Annotated in this window: 14 protein-coding genes; all 14 read right to left on the bottom strand. The window is 66.1% G+C overall.

Going from position 1 to position 17469, the window contains the following annotated elements; all coding sequences use genetic code 11:
- Positions 1-17 precede the first annotated feature (17 nt).
- A complete protein-coding gene (locus tag NY08_RS04045; RefSeq protein ID WP_045199684.1) occupies positions 18-3035 on the bottom strand; it encodes an AMP-binding protein in 3018 nt (1005 codons plus the stop codon).
- Between the two features lie 108 nt (positions 3036-3143).
- The gene (argH, locus tag NY08_RS04040; protein WP_230596634.1) at positions 3144-4592 is read right to left on the bottom strand and encodes an argininosuccinate lyase; all 1449 of its coding nucleotides are present in this window, start codon (positions 4590-4592) and stop codon (positions 3144-3146) included.
- Entirely contained in the window at positions 4589-5788 is a 1200-nt protein-coding gene (locus tag NY08_RS04035) for an argininosuccinate synthase (RefSeq protein ID WP_032394287.1), read from the bottom strand. The genes argH and NY08_RS04035 overlap by 4 nt, the downstream gene beginning before the upstream one ends.
- Positions 5789-5839: 51 nt before the next feature.
- Positions 5840-6355 (bottom strand): arginine repressor, encoded by a 516-nt coding sequence (locus tag NY08_RS04030; RefSeq protein WP_037192611.1) that lies wholly within the window; start codon positions 6353-6355, stop codon positions 5840-5842.
- Positions 6352-7287, bottom strand: coding sequence for an ornithine carbamoyltransferase (gene argF / locus NY08_RS04025; RefSeq protein ID WP_045195012.1), 936 nt, complete (start codon positions 7285-7287; stop codon positions 6352-6354). The genes NY08_RS04030 and argF overlap by 4 nt, the downstream gene beginning before the upstream one ends.
- Positions 7284-8489 carry an acetylornithine transaminase gene (locus NY08_RS04020; protein ID WP_032394290.1) on the bottom strand — a complete coding sequence of 402 codons (1206 nt, stop codon included), beginning with the start codon at positions 8487-8489 and terminating at the stop codon, positions 7284-7286. The genes argF and NY08_RS04020 overlap by 4 nt, the downstream gene beginning before the upstream one ends.
- Positions 8486-9400 (bottom strand): acetylglutamate kinase, encoded by a 915-nt coding sequence (gene argB, locus NY08_RS04015; RefSeq protein WP_045195010.1) that lies wholly within the window; start codon positions 9398-9400, stop codon positions 8486-8488. The genes NY08_RS04020 and argB overlap by 4 nt, the downstream gene beginning before the upstream one ends.
- Positions 9397-10635: a bifunctional glutamate N-acetyltransferase/amino-acid acetyltransferase ArgJ gene (argJ, locus tag NY08_RS04010; RefSeq protein WP_045195009.1), complete on the bottom strand. Its 1239-nt coding sequence runs from the start codon at positions 10633-10635 to the stop codon at positions 9397-9399. The genes argB and argJ overlap by 4 nt, the downstream gene beginning before the upstream one ends.
- Positions 10632-11687 carry an N-acetyl-gamma-glutamyl-phosphate reductase gene (gene argC / locus NY08_RS04005; RefSeq protein ID WP_032394293.1) on the bottom strand — a complete coding sequence of 352 codons (1056 nt, stop codon included), beginning with the start codon at positions 11685-11687 and terminating at the stop codon, positions 10632-10634. The genes argJ and argC overlap by 4 nt, the downstream gene beginning before the upstream one ends.
- A gap of 52 nt (positions 11688-11739) precedes the next feature.
- On the bottom strand, positions 11740-12297 hold the full coding sequence (locus NY08_RS04000) for a hypothetical protein (RefSeq protein WP_045195007.1): 558 nt from the start codon (positions 12295-12297) through the stop codon (positions 11740-11742).
- Positions 12298-12434: 137 nt separating this feature from the next.
- Positions 12435-14921, bottom strand: a complete 2487-nt coding sequence (gene pheT, locus NY08_RS03995) for a phenylalanine--tRNA ligase subunit beta (protein ID WP_045195005.1) — start codon at positions 14919-14921, stop codon at positions 12435-12437.
- 56 nt (positions 14922-14977) lie between these two features.
- Complete coding sequence (gene pheS, locus NY08_RS03990) at positions 14978-16045, bottom strand: phenylalanine--tRNA ligase subunit alpha (protein ID WP_045199682.1); 1068 nt, start codon at positions 16043-16045, stop codon at positions 14978-14980.
- 106 nt (positions 16046-16151) lie between these two features.
- Entirely contained in the window at positions 16152-16958 is an 807-nt protein-coding gene (locus tag NY08_RS03985) for a TrmH family RNA methyltransferase (protein WP_045195003.1), read from the bottom strand.
- Positions 16959-16996: 38 nt separating this feature from the next.
- Positions 16997-17386 carry a 50S ribosomal protein L20 gene (rplT, locus tag NY08_RS03980; RefSeq protein ID WP_032378959.1) on the bottom strand — a complete coding sequence of 130 codons (390 nt, stop codon included), beginning with the start codon at positions 17384-17386 and terminating at the stop codon, positions 16997-16999.
- Positions 17387-17469: the final 83 nt, after the last annotated feature.

The raw sequence follows: 17469 nt of genomic DNA, 5'->3' as shown, positions 1-17469 counted from the left end.
TTGCTATGACGTCATTGCTACGACGATTGTTCGGCGGCGGCTTCTCGTCCGACGAACCGCTCGGCCACAACAGCTTTCGTCATTCGACGATAGCTGTTCGACTCGGCGTCGTAGTACCACGAACGCGCACTCGGCGTCGGAATGCCGGCCTGCTTCAACGCCGTCGCGGTCGGTCGGTACGCGCGACCCACCGGAATTTCGGGCACCACGTGCACGATCGCCGGGCGCTCCGCCGGCAGCAGCACGCCGAGAGTGTCCGTCAACGCACGAGCGGTGATCACCGCTTCCGGTTGCAGCGATATGGCGCAGACGGCCACCTCGGTGGCCGATGCCTCGACGCGCACCGATCGTGGCCGATCGGACGTCACCCGCACTCCGTACACCACAGCCGAATCGACCTGATCCAGGTCACCCACCGCGTCGACGATCGGTTGGGTGTACACCGGCCCGCAGGCCGATCGCACGACGGTGTCCTTGCGGTCGACGAGCCAGTAGTCGCCGTCGGAATCGCGACGGAACAGGTTCTCGGTGGGGATCCACGCGTCCGCGGGTTCGAACACTCCCCGCATGACGTGACTGGTCGCTTCGCCGTCTCCGCTCGGTCGGCCGAGGAGTAGTCCGATCTCGTCGTCGCGGCACTGTCGAACGAAGCCCTCGTCGTCCTCTTCGAGACGCCCGGTGATCGGGTCGTAGGCCGCCAATGCAACCCGTGCGCTACCGGGCAACGGTCGGCCCTTGGATCCGATCTTCGAGCCTGCGACGTTGGCCAGAATCACGTCGTTCTCGGTGGAGGCGTAGAACTCGAGTACCCGAGCCGGGCTGAATCTTGCTAGAGTGCGTCGCCACAGCCCCACCGGCATGCCGGATCCGATGAACAGCCGCACCGGGTGACCGGAGTCGACGGGGAATCGGCCGTCGTCGAGGATCTGACGCATCATCGTCCAGGTGTAGCTCACGACCGTGACGCCGTAGCGGTAGACCTCTTCGCTGAACCTCTCGGGCTCGAGACCACGCGACAGTGCGATCCGCGATCCGCCCGCGAGTGCACCACCGATCGTGACGAGGATTCCTGCCGAATGATGCAGCGGTGCAAGGCAATACACAGTATCGCCGGGACCGAGAGCAGCAGTGGTGGCCGTACCGAAAGCGGACAAGGCCCAGCGGTGGTTGGTGATGTATCGCGGTTCGAGACCGTGATCGGTCGTCGTGAACAGGATCATCGCCAGTTCGCGGGCACGACCCGGGTCCGGCTCGTACCACTGGGGCAAACGCACCGTGTCGGGATCGATGGCCTCGAGATCTGTGACCTCGTATCCGGACGGGACGTCGAGCGTCCGCGTGTCTCCGCCGCCGAGCACCAGGACGTTCGGTGTCACCGACACTGCAGCTGCCACGTTCTCCGGATCCGCGATCACCGTGTCGACGTCGACGGTCCGCAAGGCTGCAGTCAGGTCGCTGCCAGGCTGCAGCAGAACAGGCACCGCCCCGATCCGCGAGAGCGCCGCCATGGCAGCCAACGCGCTGGGGCGGGTCTCCATCAGCACTCCGATGCGCGACGCGGGCCGCACGCCGACGCTGATCAGACCGCGCACCACGTTGTCGATGCGAACGTTCACGGCATCGTAGGTGTGCACTCGATCGTCGAACAGGAAGCACTCGCCGTTCGGAGATTTACGTCCCTGTTCGGCGATCAAGCGGCCCAACGAGACTCGGCTGTGGGGCTGCATCTGCCCCAGGCGGGCGAGCCTCGGCAACGTGCGCACGGCTTCGGACGAGATCTCCCGGGTACCGCGCACCGCCCCCGTCGCGGCCGACGCCAGCCCGCGGCCGACACCGACGCCGACTTCGGCGATGGAGGCAGCGGTATGAATCAGTCGATTGGTGATCGACACTCCGCTGTCGCTGTCACCGTGATCCTCGCGTTCCATGACGCGGACCGCCTCGGGCCTGGGTCCGAGATCTTCCCGCCACCGAATCCAGTTTCCCGTCGTCGGCCACGTCTGCGCAGCCGCGGTACTGCCGACAACCAAGCCGAAATGGCCTGCGCGCAAGGTTGTTTCGAAGACCTGCGCACGCGGGGCAGCGCGCTGGATGCCGCGGACGGCGAGCGGTTGACCGATGTCGTCCACCTCGCCGACGAAGGCCAACACCGGCACCGTCAGTTCTGCCAGAGTCAACAGTCTGTCCTTGATGACAAACCCGCCGGTCATCATGCGGTTGTGCACGACGAACTGCTTCAACAACTCGGCAACGGCCGGGCCGGACCAGGCCACCCACCCGTCCATCGCCAGAAAGCGTCGCTGCGGCTCGCGTGGCAACAGTGCCTCACGGTCGTGCAACTGGCGTAGGAAATCCAAGCGCGACCGCACGGTCTTCGCCGGATCGAGCAATTGGAATCCAGTCCGCGCCATCCACCCCGACACGGCGAGCCGGGTGAACACATGGTCGGCCAGGAACTCCGCACCTCGCGTCGCCACTCCGGCCGGGATCCCGAGAGGCAAACCGGCGAGTGTATCGACCGGAGCCCCGAAGGTGATGAGACTGGCCAGATTTCGGCCGCCTCGGTAGGCGGCCGCCTGGTAGCAGAACATTCCGCCCTGGGAATAGCCACCCAGGTGTACATCGCGACCGGTGTGCTCGTGCACCTTGTCGACGACCTCGCTGATCGCCACCACGTGATCGGCGAGCGTGCGGCCCCATCCGCCTTCCTCGGTATCGGGCGAACCGAAGTCGACGACCCACGGATCCAACCCCATGCCGTGCAGGATTCCCGCCGCCCCTTGGTCGGTCGTCACGTCGTAGACGTCCGCGGAGACCATCATCGGAGGAATCAGCACCACCGGAGGACTGTCCGCAGGAACATCGTCGGGGAAGTAACGACGAAGCCGATACATCGGCTCGCGGTCCATCACCCGAAACGGTGACGGGTCCACCTCGGTCTCGAGCCCACCGAGACGGATGACCTCGAGACCGTTCTGCGCCGTGGCAATGGCACGGCGCAGTGGGCCGCGTACGGCGTCTGCATTCAGTCCCACAAGTACACTCCTGCGTTCGGCCCCGACGGAACGACCGGCATCGGTCTTCGCGTGACGAAAGCTTCTCACATCACACTCGACGAACCGGCAGGGATGTCGATTGCGCACTCAGTGCCGCAACACCGGTTCCTCGGCCCACGTACGCAGCATCGACGCCGTGGCTCGCACGCCCCCGAGCTGATGCGCCACCTGCACCGCGGCGGTGCCACCGCGGGCGTCCCGCGACGAGATGGAACCCTCCACCGTGAGCACCTCACGAACGGCCGGCGTGAGGGAAGGATCGATCGCGGCGAGCTCGTCGTCGGTCAGATCCGCCAGCCCGACGCCTCGCGCCTCGGCCGCTCGGACACAGGCACCCGCGGCCTCGTGAGCTACGCGGAACGCAATCCCCTGCCGCACCATCCACTCGGCGATGTCGGTGGCGAGCGTGAACCCGGCCGGTGCGAGTTCGGCCATGCGCTCGGTGTGGAATTCGAGCGTTGCCGTCAATCCCGTGAGTGCAGGCAGCAACAGCTCGAGCTGCGCCACCGAGTCGAACACCGGCTCCTTGTCCTCCTGGAGATCACGGTTGTAGGCCAACGGTTGTGCCTTGAGCGTGGCCAGTAGACCGGTGAGGTTTCCGATCAGTCGACCGGTCTTTCCGCGGGTCAGCTCCGCGACATCCGGATTCTTCTTCTGCGGCATGATCGAACTGCCCGTGGACCACGCGTCGGCCAATGTCACGTAGCCGTACTCGGGCGTGCTCCACGATATGACCTCCTCGGCGAACCGAGACAGATCGACCGCCGTCATCGCCAACACGAACGCAGCCTCGGCCGCGAAGTCGCGCGAGGACGTGGCGTCGATCGAGTTCTCGGCGGACGAGTCGAATCCGAGCTCGGCTGCGATCTTCTCCGGACTCAGACCCAGTGACGAACCGGCGAGAGCCCCGGAACCGTACGGCGACACCGCTGCTCGCGTGTCGAAGTCCGCGAAGCGCTGCACGTCGCGCAGCAACGGATGGGTGTGCGCGAGCAGATGATGCGCCAGCAACACCGGCTGCGCGGCCTGCGAATGCGTCTTGCCCGGCATGACGGCCGTCGGATGCGCCGCTGCCTGGGTGGCCAACGCGTCGACCACATCGAGAACGCCGACGGACACCCGGCGGACGGCGTCGCGCAGCCACATCCGGAACAGCGTGGCGACCTGGTCGTTACGCGACCGGCCCGCGCGCAGCCGGCCCCCGACCTCGGGTCCGACGCGATCGATCAGACCGCGTTCGAGAGCGCCGTGCACGTCCTCGTCCGAATCGGCTGCCACGAACGCACCGGAGGCGACGTCGTCGGCGAGACGTTGCAAACCGTCGAGCATGGTCTCGAGGTCCTGCGGGGTGAGCAGTCCGGCACCGTTCAGCACCCGGGCGTGCGCCATGGATGCGCGGATGTCGTACGGCGCGAGTACCCAGTCGAAGTGCGTCGACTTGCTCAACGCCGCCATGGCGGCGGCCGGTCCGGATGCGAATCTGCCACCCCAGAGCGAACCTTCGTTGGTTCCGTGTGAGATCTCCGAATTCGTCACAGGCCCAGGTCCCGCTTCGCGGCGATCTTGGACGAGAGTCCGTGCAGCTGAACGAATCCCTTGGCTGCCGACTGGTCGAACGTGTCGCCTTCGTCGTAGGTGGCGAGGTTGAAGTCGTAGAGGGACTCGCCACTGCGCCTACCGTTGACGATGATTCCGCCCGCGTGCAGGACCAGGCGGATATCGCCGGAAACGTGCTCCTGCGTGTGCTGCACGAACGTGTCGAGAGCGCCCTTGAGCGGGGAGTACCACAGGCCGTCGTACACCAGCTCGGCCCACTTCTGGTCGGTGTGGCGCTTGTAGCGACCGAGCTCGCGCTCGAGGGTCACGTGCTCGAGCTCCTCGTGGGCCCGGATGAGCACCATGGCACCGGGTGCCTCGTAGATCTCGCGACTCTTGATGCCGACGAGCCGATCCTCGACGACGTCCAAGCGGCCGACACCCTGCGCTCCGGCACGAGTGTTGAGCTCCTGGATCGCTTCGAGGACCGAGACCGGACGGCCGTCGATCGCGACGGGGCGACCCTTGTCGAACGAGACGATGAGCTCGTCGGGAGCCTGGAAGTTGACCGTCGGATCCTCGGTGTAGTCGTAGACGTCCTTGGTCGGCGCGTTCCACAGGTCCTCGAGGAAACCGGTCTCCACCGCGCGTCCCCAGACGTTCTGGTCGATCGAGAACGGCGACTTGGTGGTCACGTTGATCGGGATGTCGTTCTCCTCGGCGAACGCGATCGCCTTCTCGCGCGTCCATGCGTAGTCGCGAACAGGTGCCAACACCTCGAGCTCGGGGGCGAGGGTGTTGAAGCCGACCTCGAACCGAACCTGGTCGTTGCCCTTGCCCGTGCACCCGTGTGCGACAACGGTTCCGCCGTGCGCCCGCGCGTTCTCCACGAGGTGCTTGACGATCAACGGCCGGCTGATGGCCGACACGAGCGGGTACCGATCCATGTACAGGGCGTTGGACTGCACCGTCGGCAGGCAGTACTCGTCGGCGAACTCGTCCCTGGCATCGACGACGACGGATTCGACTGCGCCGCAATCGAGCGCACGCTGGCGCACGAGGTCCATGTCCTCGCCGCCCTGGCCCAGATCGATGGCGACAGCGACGACCTCCTTGCCGGTCTCCCTCCCGATCCAGCTGATGGCGACGGAGGTGTCGAGTCCGCCGGAGTAGGCGAGAATGACGCGTTCGGCCATGGTGTTCAAGCTCCTTCGTTGTTCTTGTTGCGCATGATGGGTAACCGGATCTCAGTTACCGCGTCGAGCAAGCTTTTCGATCTTGTCCGCGACCTCGCCACCGGTATGTGGCTCGCGGGCGATCAACAGAATCGTGTCGTCACCGGCGATGGTCCCGACGATCTCGGGCATCGCAGCGCGATCGAGAGCGCTGGCCAGGTAGTGCGCCGCGCCGGGTGGTGTTCGGAGCACGGCCTGGTTTCCGCTGTGATCGGTGGACACCAACAACTCACCCAGCAACTTCAGGAGCCGATCGGTGCCTCCGGACACTCCGCGAACCGGGCTGCCGTCCTCGGGCACGACGTACACCCCCACTCCACCGTCGGGTGCGCGCAGCTTCACCGCACCCAGTTCCTCCAGGTCCCGCGAGAGCGTCGCCTGAGTGGTGTCGATTCCCTCGGCGGCGAGCAACGACGCCAGCTGCGGTTGACTACGTACCTGATGCGTGGCCAGCAACGCGATGATCCGCGCCTGCCTGCCCGCGCGGGTCGACGCCGTCAACGGCACCGCAGTGACGTCCTCGCTCATGGTCGACTGGCCTGTTCGAGAAGCCACACCAACAGAGCCTTCTGCGCGTGCAGGCGATTCTCGGCCTCGTCCCAGACGACGCTCTGCGGACCGTCGAGCACCTCGTCGGTGATCTCCTCGCCGCGATGTGCGGGCAGGCAGTGCAGCACAACGGCATCCGACTGGGCCTTCGAGAGCAGATCGGAGTCGATTCGATAGGGCCGGAACGGGGCGACGCGATCGAGACCGTCGTTCTCCTGGCCCATCGACGTCCAGGTGTCGGTGACGAGCGCGTCGGCACCGGTGGCTGCCTCGACCGGGTCCTCGGTGATGGTGATGGTGGCCCCGGTTTCCTCGGCGCGCGCCTGCGCCGCGTCGAGTACGTAGCCGAGCGGCGCGAAATCCTTGGGCGCGGCGATCCGCACGTTCAGCCCGGCCGTGACACCGCCGATCAGCAGCGAGTGCGCCATGTTGTTGGCACCGTCACCGGAGTAGGACAAGGTGCGGCCCTGCAGATTTCCCTTGTGCTCGATCAGGGTCTGCAGATCCGCCAGAACCTGGCAGGGGTGGAACTCGTTGGAGAGGGCGTTGACGATCGGAATGGTTGCGCCGGTGGCCATCTGCTCGAGCCGCTTCTGTCCGAACGTGCGCCACACGACCGCCTCGACGTAGCGCGAGAGAACTCGGCCGGTGTCCTGCAGAGTCTCCTCACGACCGAGCTGTGTGTCGCGACCTGTCACGACGACGGCATGGCCACCCAACTGAGCGATGCCCATCTCGAACGAGAAGCGAGTACGCGTCGAGTTCTTCTCGAAGATGACACCGATCCCCTTGGGGCCTTCGAGAGGACGCTTCGAGAACGGTGCACGCTTGAGCTCTGCTGCCAGAGCGAGGATTTCACCCTGCTGCTGCGGCGTGATGTCGTCGTCCCGGAGGAAGTGCTGAACGGTCATGGCTGATGAGCCTCCTGTGCTGCGTCGAGAATGGCCGGTAACGCCGTCACGAACGACGCGGCTTGCTCTTCGGTGATGATCAACGGTGGTGCGAGCCGGAGCACGTCGGGCTGTGCCGCATTGAGGAGGAAGCCCGCCTCGCGCGCGGCCGCTTCGGCCGCCGGTGCGACGGCGGCGGTGAGGACCACGCCGAGGAGTAGCCCCGAACCCCGAACATGGCTCACCAAAGGGTGATCGAGACTCTCGATGGAGTGCGCGATCGTCTTGCCGATGCTGTCCGCGTGCGAGATCAGATCCTCGTCGGCAACGGTGCGCAGGACGGCCAGAGCCGCCGCCGCGCATACGGGGTTACCACCGAACGTGGTGCCGTGCTTGCCCGGATGCAGCAACTCCCCCGCCGCTCCGATGCCGATGCAGGCTCCGATGGGCAGGCCACCGCCCAGACCCTTTGCGAGTGTGATCACGTCGGGCACGATGCCGACCGACTGGTGGGCGTAGAACCATCCCGTACGGCCGATACCGGTCTGCACCTCGTCGAGGACCAACAGTGCACCGTGCTTCGCGGTGATCTCACGCGCGGCGAGGAGGTATCCCTCGGGCGGAACCACCACACCGCCCTCGCCCATGATCGGTTCGAGAAACACTGCGGCAGTATCGGAATCGACCACAGCTTCCAGAGCTGCCACATCGCCGTACGGAACATGCTGCACGCCTGCAGGCATCGGTTCGAACGGGATCCGCTTGTCCGGCTGACCGGTCAGTGCGAGAGCACCCATCGTCCGTCCGTGGAAGGACTTCTCGGCTGCCACGATGTTGGGGCGACCGGTCAGGCGAGCGATCTTGAAGGCCGCCTCGTTGGCCTCGGTTCCCGAATTGCACAGGAACACCCGACCGGTGGCCCCGGCACCGAGGTGCGCGAGCAACTGCTCGGCCAACGCGATACCGGGTTCTGTCGCATAGAGATTCGAGGTGTGTCCGAGGGTGGACAGCTGAGCGGTGACCGCCTCGATCACCGCCGGATGGGCATGTCCGAGGATGTTCACGGCGATACCAGCGAGCAGATCCAGGTACTGTTTTCCGTCGGCGTCCGTCACCACCGCACCCTCGCCGCGCACGAGCGCCACACGGGGAACACCGTAGTTGTCCATCAACGAATTCGACCACCGCTGTTGCAGATCGAGGGTGGACTCGGTGCCGGTCATGGCATGACTCCTGACGTAGAAGAATGATCGGGGGTGACCATGGTGCCGATCCCCTCACCGGAGAACAGCTCCACCAGCACGGAATGTTCGACGCGACCGTCGATGACATGCGCCGACGGCACACCCGCTCGAACCGCACGCAGACACGCTTCCATCTTCGGCACCATCCCGGCGTCGAGCGAGGGCAGCAACGCCTCGAGCGCGGACGCGTCGATCTCGGAGGTCAACGAGCTGCGATCGGGCCAATCGGTGTACAGGCCTTCGACATCGGTGAGCACCACCATCTTCTCGGCACCGATGGCACTGGCCAGCGCCGCGGCCGCAGTGTCGGCGTTGATGTTGTGCACGACGCCGTCGCGGTCGGGAGCGATGGTGGACACCACCGGAATGCGCCCTGCTGCAATGAGATCGAACACCGCAGCGGGGTTCACCGACGTGACGTCGCCGACGAGGCCGATGTCGGTGTCGATGCCGTCGACCAGCACGGTACGACGCGTCGCGGTGAACAGGTGCGCATCCTCACCGGAGATCCCCACGGCATACGGACCGTGACCGTTGATCAGGCCGACGAGCTCGCGCCCGACCTGTCCGAACAGCACCATCCGCGCAACGTCCATGACCTCGGGCGTGGTGACGCGGAATCCGCCGCGAAATTCACCTGCCAGGCCGAGTCTGGTCAGCATGGCCGAGATCTGCGGCCCTCCGCCGTGCACGACGACCGGATGAATTCCGACGGTGCGCAGAAACACCATGTCGGCCGCGAACGCCCGCTTCAGATCGTCGTCGATCATGGCGTTTCCGCCGTACTTCACCACGACGATCTTGCCCGAGAATCGCTGCAGCCACGGCAGTGCCTCGGCGAGGGTGAACGCCTTCTGCGCGGCCGTCAAATCCAGTGCGGCGGAAGTCATGACGAGTACGCCGAGTTCTCTTCGACGTACGCGTGCGAGAGATCGGTCGTTCGGATGGTGGCCGACCCCGCGCCCAGACCCAGATCGATGGTCACCTCGATGTCGACACCGGACAGGTCGACCTCGCGAGCGCCCGGCGCTCCCACGCCGTCGATGCACACCGGACTGCCGTTGAAGGACACGGCAATTCGATCCGGGTCGAGCTCGATCGGGGCGATTCCGATTGCCGCGAGAACGCGGCCCCAGTTGGGATCGGAACCGAACAGTGCCGTCTTGGTCAGAGAGTCCCTGGCGACCGTGCGTGCACCGATCAGGGCTTCGTCCTCGGACACCGCGCCCGACACGGTGATCCGCACTCGCTTGGTCACGCCCTCGGCGTCGGCCATCATCTGATCGGCCAGGTCGTCGCACACCGCCAGGACCGCGGCGTCGAGTTCTTCCTGTGACGGTGCCACTCCACTGGCCCCGGAGGAGAGCAGCAGCACCGTGTCGTTGGTCGACGATGCGCCGTCGACGTCGAGCCGGTCGTAGGACAACCGGGTCGCCGCGCGCAGCGCCTTGTCGAGCTGGTCTGCGGTGGCAACGGCATCGGTGGTGATGACACTGAGCATCGTGGCCAACGACGGCGCCAGCATGCCTGCCCCCTTGGCCATGCCGCCGACGTTCCATTTGTCGGCATGATGAACAGCCGCCTGCTTGGGCACGGTGTCGGTGGTCATGATCGCGTACGCCGCATCGGTACCACCGGAAATGCCACCTGCGAGTTCGTGCACGACCTCGGTCACGCCGGGCAGCAGCTTGTCCATCGGGAGCCGGTCACCGATGAGACCCGTCGAGCAGACGGCAACCTCGACAGCGCCGGTCTCGGAACCCCAATTGCTCAGTGCCGACGCCACTTCCTCGGCCGTGCGGTGCGCGTCCTGGAACCCGGGCGCACCCGTGCAGGCGTTGGCACCACCGGAGTTGAGGATCACCGCACGCAGTCGACCGGTGGACAGCACCTGCCGAGACCACAACACCGGCGCTGCCTTGACCTTGTTGCGGGTGAACACACCCGCTGCCGCGAAGTCGGGACCCTCGTTGAACACCAGGGCCAGATCGGACTTGCCACTTGCCTTGATACCGGCCGGAATACCGGCGGCACGGAAACCCGCGGGAGCGGTGACACCCTGTGTGCGCACGAGCTTGCCCGCAACCGTGCCGACGGCCTCCGCCTGGCTCCCGACGCTGCTCATGGCGCTACTCCTACGGTAGAGAGACCCTCGGTCTCGGTGATTCCCAGTGCGAGATTCATGGATTGGACTGCTGCTCCCGCCGTGCCCTTGGCCAGATTGTCGATGGCCGCGATCACGACGAGCAAGCCGGCGTCTGCATCGACCGACACGCTCATCTGCACGGCGTTCGATCCGATGACAGAACCGGTCTGCGGAAGCCGGCCGGCCGGCAGCACGTGCACGAACGGCTCTGCGGCGTATGCCTTTTCGTACACCTCTACGGCCTGTGCCTGCGTGGCGGTGGTGACCGCGGTACAGGTGGCGAGGATCCCGCGCGGCATCGGGGCGAGAACCGGCGTGAAGGACACCGCAACAGCGCTACCGGCGACGGCCGAGAGGTTCTGCACGATCTCGGGAGTGTGGCGATGCGCGCCGGCAACCGCGTACGCCCGAACCGAACCCATCACCTCCGAACCCAGAAGATCGGCCTTGGGAGCGCGACCGGCACCCGAGGTACCGCTCACGGCGACGATATTGACGCGAGGCTCGATGATGCCTGCGGCGACCGCGGGCGCGAGCGCGAGAGACGACACCGTCGGGTAGCACCCGGGAACGGCGATGCGGGTGGCACCGACGAGCCGCTCGCGGCCGCCCGGCAGCTCCGGCAGGCCGTACGGCCAACTGCCCGCGTGAGGACTCTTGTAGTACTTCTCCCAAGCCGCACCGTCGGTGAGGCGAAAGTCGGCACCGCAATCGATGATCAGCACGGAATCGGGCAGCTGCAAGGCGAGCTCGGCGGACTTGCCGTGTGGGAGGCCGAGGAACACGACATCGTGCCCGGCGAGTTCGTCGACAGTGGTGGGACCGAGAACGCGATCTGCCAGTGGCAACAGGTGGGGATGGAATTCACCCAGCGTCGCGCCCGCATTGCCGCCCGCAGTCAGAGAGCCGATGATCAACGAACCGTCGCGCACTCCCGGGTGCCCGAGCAGCAGCCTGAGAATCTCACCGCCGGCGTATCCGCTGGCACCCGCGACCGCGACGCGCCGCGGCGTCGCCTCCGAAGTAATCATGCGGTTTATTATGCAGCATCATGCAAGCTCATTCATGAACGGGTCCGGTGTGTCAGCGTCCACCCATGGACTTGCGGATCTCGTCGAGCTTCCTGCGGCCCGCTTCCTGCCGTTCGTTCCACTGCTCGTCGAGGTCACGGCCCGCCCTCGACTCACGGTCCAACTCCTCTGCGCCGACGGCTGTGCCCGCGCGCTGTTCGACCCTGCCTCGCACACCGTCCCACGTCGGCACCCCCGAATCGGTGAAGTCACCGATCGGTGCGCTCACCGCACCGGAACCGTATCCGGTACCGCCGGGCAGGTCCTCGACCAATTCCGCGTCGATGATTCCCGGTACCGTGCCACCGAGCGGAGCCCCCGGCGGTGGATCACCGAGCGGCTGGTCGATCCGCGGCTTGGTCACCTGCGGGACGTCGACATCGGGAACCGTTCCGGGTGGGGCTCCACGATCGGGGGTGACCGGCTCCGGATCTGCAGTACCCAGCTCGGCCGCCAGAGCCGCCGCGGCAGCCGCCACCGGGGCCAACCGCGGACGACCTGACACTGCAGCGAGGATCTGCTCGATCACCTGCACATCCGTCGCCGTACCGTCTGTCCCGAATTCACTCATGCGCTGCTCCCGTCACCCGTGGCCACTCGTGACTCCACGCTACGGACACCCGAGCCCGGGCGTGCACGGATCCAACTGCGCAGTGGCGCCGAGTCGACTGCGCAACTGCGCTGAGTCAACTGCGCAACTGCGCTGAGTCAACTGCGCAACTGCGCTCCGACGGCCTTCGATGCCGCTTCGACCGCCGCATCGCGGGCAGCCGTCGCCTGATCCTCGGTCAAGGTGCCGTCGGCTCCGCGGAATCGCAACGCGAACGCCAGGGACTTACGACCCTCACCGACCTGTTCGCCCTCGTAGACGTCGAACAAACGAATCGACTCGAGCAGGTCGCCACCGCCGATCGTGAGTGCAGCTTGCACCGACGCCGCAGGTACGGACGCGTCGACCACCACGGCCACGTCCTGCAACACCGCCGGATACGGCGACACCTCGGGGGCAGGGAGCGATTCGACGACGGGAAGAGCGCTCAGACTCAACTCGGCGGCACACGTGCGCGGCGGCAAGCCCGCCCGCTCCAGCACCGCCGGATGCAACTCGCCCGCGTACCCGACGACCTCGCCGTCAAGCAAGACCTCCGCGCACCGACCCGGATGCCACGGAAGATGCTGTGCTGCGCGAAGATCGACGTGCACCCCGGACGCCTCGGCAACGGTACGCACCGCTGCGAAGGCATCGGCGGCCTCGGCCGCGCGACCGGGACCCCAGGGACCCGACAATTCACGCTGCCCGGTGAGCACCATGCCCACATGCACCGGCTGCGCCGGCAACGAACCGCGAAGCATGGCGATCTGGTCGTCGGTCGGACGACGATCGACCGGCAACGCGTCCACCGCAGCGGTGGCGTCGTGTCGAAGCACCACCTGAGCAATGCCGAACAGCGAGACGTCTCGCTGACCGCGGGCGATGTTCCTGCTCAACATCTCGAGCAAACCCGGAAGCACTGTGGTCGCGAGCTCGGGACGATCGGCCTCGAGCGGATTGAGCACCGAGGTGGTCGCGCGCCGCGGATCGTCCGCGTCGAGTCCCCACGTGTCGAACACACCCCTGGGCAAGAACACCGGAGGCAGCACCTCGACGTACCCGGAGAACGCGAGTGCCTTGCCGACGGCGCGCCTGCGCTTCTGTTCGGCGGTGAGGCCACGACCGCCCGGGGCCGACGGCAGTACCGACGGGATCTGTTCGAGCCCTTCGAGGCGCAACACCTCTTCCACCAGATCGGCGCGCTGCACCAGATCCGGTCGCCAGGACGGCGGGGTGACGATGAGCTGGCCGTGTCCGCCGTCGTCGACCGACACCTCGACCCCGCAGCCGATCTGCGTCAACCGACGGGCAGCGGTGCCGTTCGGGTACTGCACTCCGGCGATTCGATCAGGGAGGTCGAAGTCCATCGTGATCGTGGGGTACTGGGCGGCCTCGCCGATATCGGTCAACACGGGCTCGATCCGGCCACCGGCGATCTCGACCAGCAACTGCGCGGCCCGATCGAGCGCCGCCACCGGCAGTGCCGAATCCACGGTCCGCTCGAAACGCTTGCTGGCCTCGCTGGAGAGTTTGTGACGACGACCGGTGCGGAACACCGCGAGCGGATCGAACGACGCCGCTTCGAGCACGACCTCGGTGGTCGAATCGTCGACTTCGGTGGACGCGCCGCCCATGACGCCCGCCAACGAGATCGCTCCCGATCCGTCGGCGATGACGATATCCTCGGGATCGAGAGCCCGCTCGACGCCGTCCAGGGTGGTCAGCTTCTCCCCCGCATTCGCGCGGCGGACGACGAGGTCGCCGTCGAGCTTGGACGCATCGAACGCGTGCAGCGGCTGCCCGAGCTCGTGCAGCACGTAGTTGGTGACATCGACGGCAGCCGAGATCGGGCGCACACCGGCCAGCAGAAGTCGACGCTGCATCCACCAAGGCGTGGTCGCGGTCGGATCGATGCCGACGATCTTGCGCAGCGCGAATCGCGATGCGCCCGAGTTCGGTTCGACGGTGACCGGCCACGCGTCACCGGTGACCTCGGTGGGAACCGTCCGCGCCGGATCCACGAAGGGGAGATCGAAACTGCAGGCCAGCTCACGGGCGAGACCACGGACCGAGAAGGCGTACCCGCGATCGGGGGTCACGTTGAGCTCGATGACCGAGTCATGTAGGCCGAGAACAGCTTTGGCGTCGTCGCCAGGAGCGGCCGTGCCCTCGGGCAGCACCAGGATTCCGGAGTGATCCTTACCCAACCCCAGTTCGAGCGTCGAGCAGATCATGCCGTTGGAGTTGCGGCCGTAGGTCTTGCGCGACGCGATGGCGAATCCCCCGGGCAGAACGCTGCCCGGCAGAGCCGCCACGATCAGGTCACCCTCGGCGAAGTTCCTGGCACCGCACACGATTTCCTGCGGCTCGGCACCGCCGACGTCCACCAGGCAGAAGCGAATCGGCTTCTTGAACTCGGTCAGCTCCTCGATCGAACTCACCCGACCCACCACCAGTGGGCCGGTCACGTTGTCCAGCGAGTCGAGTTCCTCGACCTCGAACCCGACCCGCACGAAACCGGCATCGAGCTCCTCGGGCGAGACGGCCCAGTCGGGAGTCCCCGCGTGCAGGACCTCGGTCAGCCAGGATTGTGGGACTCGCACGTGTGCTCAGCTCTTTCTTGTATCCGTGAAGAAGTGGGGCGGGTGAGAAACTTCCGTCAGGCCTGAACACCGAAGGGCAACGTGAACCTGATGTCGCCCTCGACGATGTCACGCATGTCCGGGATGTCGTTGCGGAACTGCAGCGTCCGCTCGAGACCCATTCCGAACGCGAATCCGGTGTAGACCTCGGGGTCGATGCCGCTGGCCTGCAACACCTTCGGGTTGACCATTCCGCAGCCACCCCACTCGACCCAACCGGCCCCGCCCTTCTTCTTCGGGAACCACACGTCGACCTCGGCCGACGGCTCGGTGAACGGGAAGTAGTTGGGTCGCATGCGAGTACGGGTGTCGTTGCCGAACAACGCCTTGGCGAACGCATCGAGTGTGCCGCGCAGGTGCGCCATCGTCAGGCCCTTGTCGATGGCAAGACCCTCGACCTGGTGGAAGACCGGAGTGTGCGTCGTATCGAGTTCATCCGTGCGAAACGTCCGTCCCGGGCACACGACGTAGATCGGAACCTCGCGCGAGAGCATCGACCGGACCTGCACCGGTGAGGTGTGGGTGCGCAGTACCTGCCGCGAACCTTCCGGTGCGATGTGAAACGTGTCCTGCATCGTGCGTGCCGGGTGGTCGGGCAGGAAGTTGAGCGCATCGAAATTGAAGTGCTCGGTCTCGACTTCGGGGCCTTCTTCGACTTCCCAGCCCATTGCGACGAAGACGTCGGCTACCTGTTCGGAAATGATCGTGATGGGGTGCCTGGCACCGACGGGAGCTCGGTCGGTCGGCAGTGTGACGTCGATGGTTTCCGCGACCAGGATGGCGGCATCACGCTCGGCCGACAGCACGGCGCGGCGCTCGTCGAAGGCCTTCTGCACTCGGTCACGCGCTGCCTTGACGCGTTTGCCCGCGTCCGCCTTCTGGTCCCCCGGGATCGCCCCGAGTGCACGCTGTGCCAGTGCCAACGGTGCCTTGCCGCCCACATGATCGATCTTGACCTTGGTCAGAGCATCGAGATCCGACGCGTCGGCGAACGCCTGCTCGGCCGAGTCCACTGCGGATCCGAGCGCGGACTCCTCGAGAACGCTCGGATCCACCGGCTCGGTTCCGACATCTTTCTTCGCCACGACAGCTGCACTCCTCGAGTAATAGTCGGTGTCTGCCACGAAGGGTCGTTGCGCAGGCTTCACTCCTGCGCGGAGCAGACAGGTATCGATCCTAGGCGAGACGCGCTCACGAAGTTTCGGAGCGTCGCTGCACTCGGGCACTCGCGTACAGGCAGATCGCCGCGGCGGTGGCCAGGTTGAGGCTCTCGGCACGGCCGTGGATCGGGATTCGAATGCGGTGATCGGCATTGCGCGTCACGAACTCGGGCAGCCCGTGCGCCTCGTTGCCGAACAACCACGCGGTCGGTTGCGCAAGGAGCTCATCGGCGTCGTCCAAGTCCATTTCACCGTCGGCGGCCGTGGCGACGATGGTCAGACCCGCTCCGCGCAACGCATCGATTCCGGACTCGATCGACCGCTCCCGAGCGATGGGGAGATGGAACACGCTGCCGGCCGATGCGCGGACGCATTTGCCGTTGTGGGGATCAACCGAGTCGCCCAACAGAACGACCGAATCCGCTCCGGCTGCGTCGGCGACGCGAATGACCGTCCCGGCATTGCCCGGCTCGGCCATCTCCACCGGTACGGCCACCAGCCGCGGTGTTCCGGCCAACGCGCGGTCGATCGGGACGTCGACCAACTCGGTGACCGCGATCAGGCCCTGCGGGGTGACGGTGTCGGACAGCGCCTTCGCAGCACGGTCGGTGATCGGATGAACTCGTGCGCCACCGGCCTCGACGGACGCGATGAGGTCGTGGTGGCGCTCGCGGGCATCGGCGGTGTAGAAGAGCTCACGAATCAACCGGGACTGCGCCGCCTCGGACACCGCATTGAAGCCTTCGGCGAGAAACAGCCCGGTCTTCTTGCGTTCCGCGGCTCGAGCGAGCTTGACGGCCGAAACGACCCGCGGAGTTCGCTCGGTCAGCGAATCCACGGGCCGTTTCGGTGTTGAGTCGTCGTACGTCGACTCGCTCAGGCTGCTTCTCCGGCCGGAGCGTTGACGTCGGCAGGCAGTGCAGCCTTGGCGATGGCGACCAGGCTTGCGAACGCCGCAGCATCCGACACGGCGAGCTCGGCGAGGATCTTGCGATCGACCTCGACGCCCGCGGCCTTGAGGCCCTGGACGAAGCGGTTGTACGTGATGTCGTTGGCCCGAGCTGCAGCGTTGATACGCGTGATCCACAGCTTGCGGAAGTCACCCTTGCGCGCGCGGCGGTCCCGGTAGGCGTAGGTCAGCGAGTGGAGCTGCTGCTCCTTGGCCTTGGTGTACAGACGTGAGCGCTGTCCGCGGTAGCCCTTGGACGCTTCGAGAATCGAACGGCGCTTCTTCTGGGCGTTGACGGCCCTTTTTACGCGTGCCACTGGTAAATCCTGTCGATCTGGGGGCTTGTGAAACCCCGAATGGTAATGGGATGAAGCCGACCGCTATCGGTCGGCGGCCGGTC

The sequence above is a fragment of the Rhodococcus sp. B7740 genome (assembly GCF_000954115.1).
In the GTDB taxonomy this organism is placed as follows: domain Bacteria; phylum Actinomycetota; class Actinomycetes; order Mycobacteriales; family Mycobacteriaceae; genus Rhodococcoides.
This window is presented reverse-complemented; position numbering and strand designations above follow the sequence as displayed.

Bases quoted from the DNA above. Each gene is read 5' to 3' on its own strand.
- NY08_RS04035 (WP_032394287.1), bottom strand. From the start codon at position 5,788: ATGGCCGAACGCGTCATTCTCGCCTACTCCGGCGGACTCGACACCTCC.
- NY08_RS04030 (WP_037192611.1), bottom strand. From the start codon at position 6,355: ATGAGCGAGGACGTCACTGCGGTGCCGTTGACGGCGTCGACCCGCGCG.
- argF (WP_045195012.1), bottom strand. From the start codon at position 7,287: ATGACCGTTCAGCACTTCCTCCGGGACGACGACATCACGCCGCAGCAG.
- NY08_RS04020 (WP_032394290.1), bottom strand. From the start codon at position 8,489: ATGACCGGCACCGAGTCCACCCTCGATCTGCAACAGCGGTGGTCGAAT.
- argB (WP_045195010.1), bottom strand. From the start codon at position 9,400: ATGACTTCCGCCGCACTGGATTTGACGGCCGCGCAGAAGGCGTTCACC.
- argJ (WP_045195009.1), bottom strand. From the start codon at position 10,635: ATGAGCAGCGTCGGGAGCCAGGCGGAGGCCGTCGGCACGGTTGCGGGC.
- argC (WP_032394293.1), bottom strand. From the start codon at position 11,687: ATGATTACTTCGGAGGCGACGCCGCGGCGCGTCGCGGTCGCGGGTGCC.
- NY08_RS04000 (WP_045195007.1), bottom strand. From the start codon at position 12,297: ATGAGTGAATTCGGGACAGACGGTACGGCGACGGATGTGCAGGTGATC.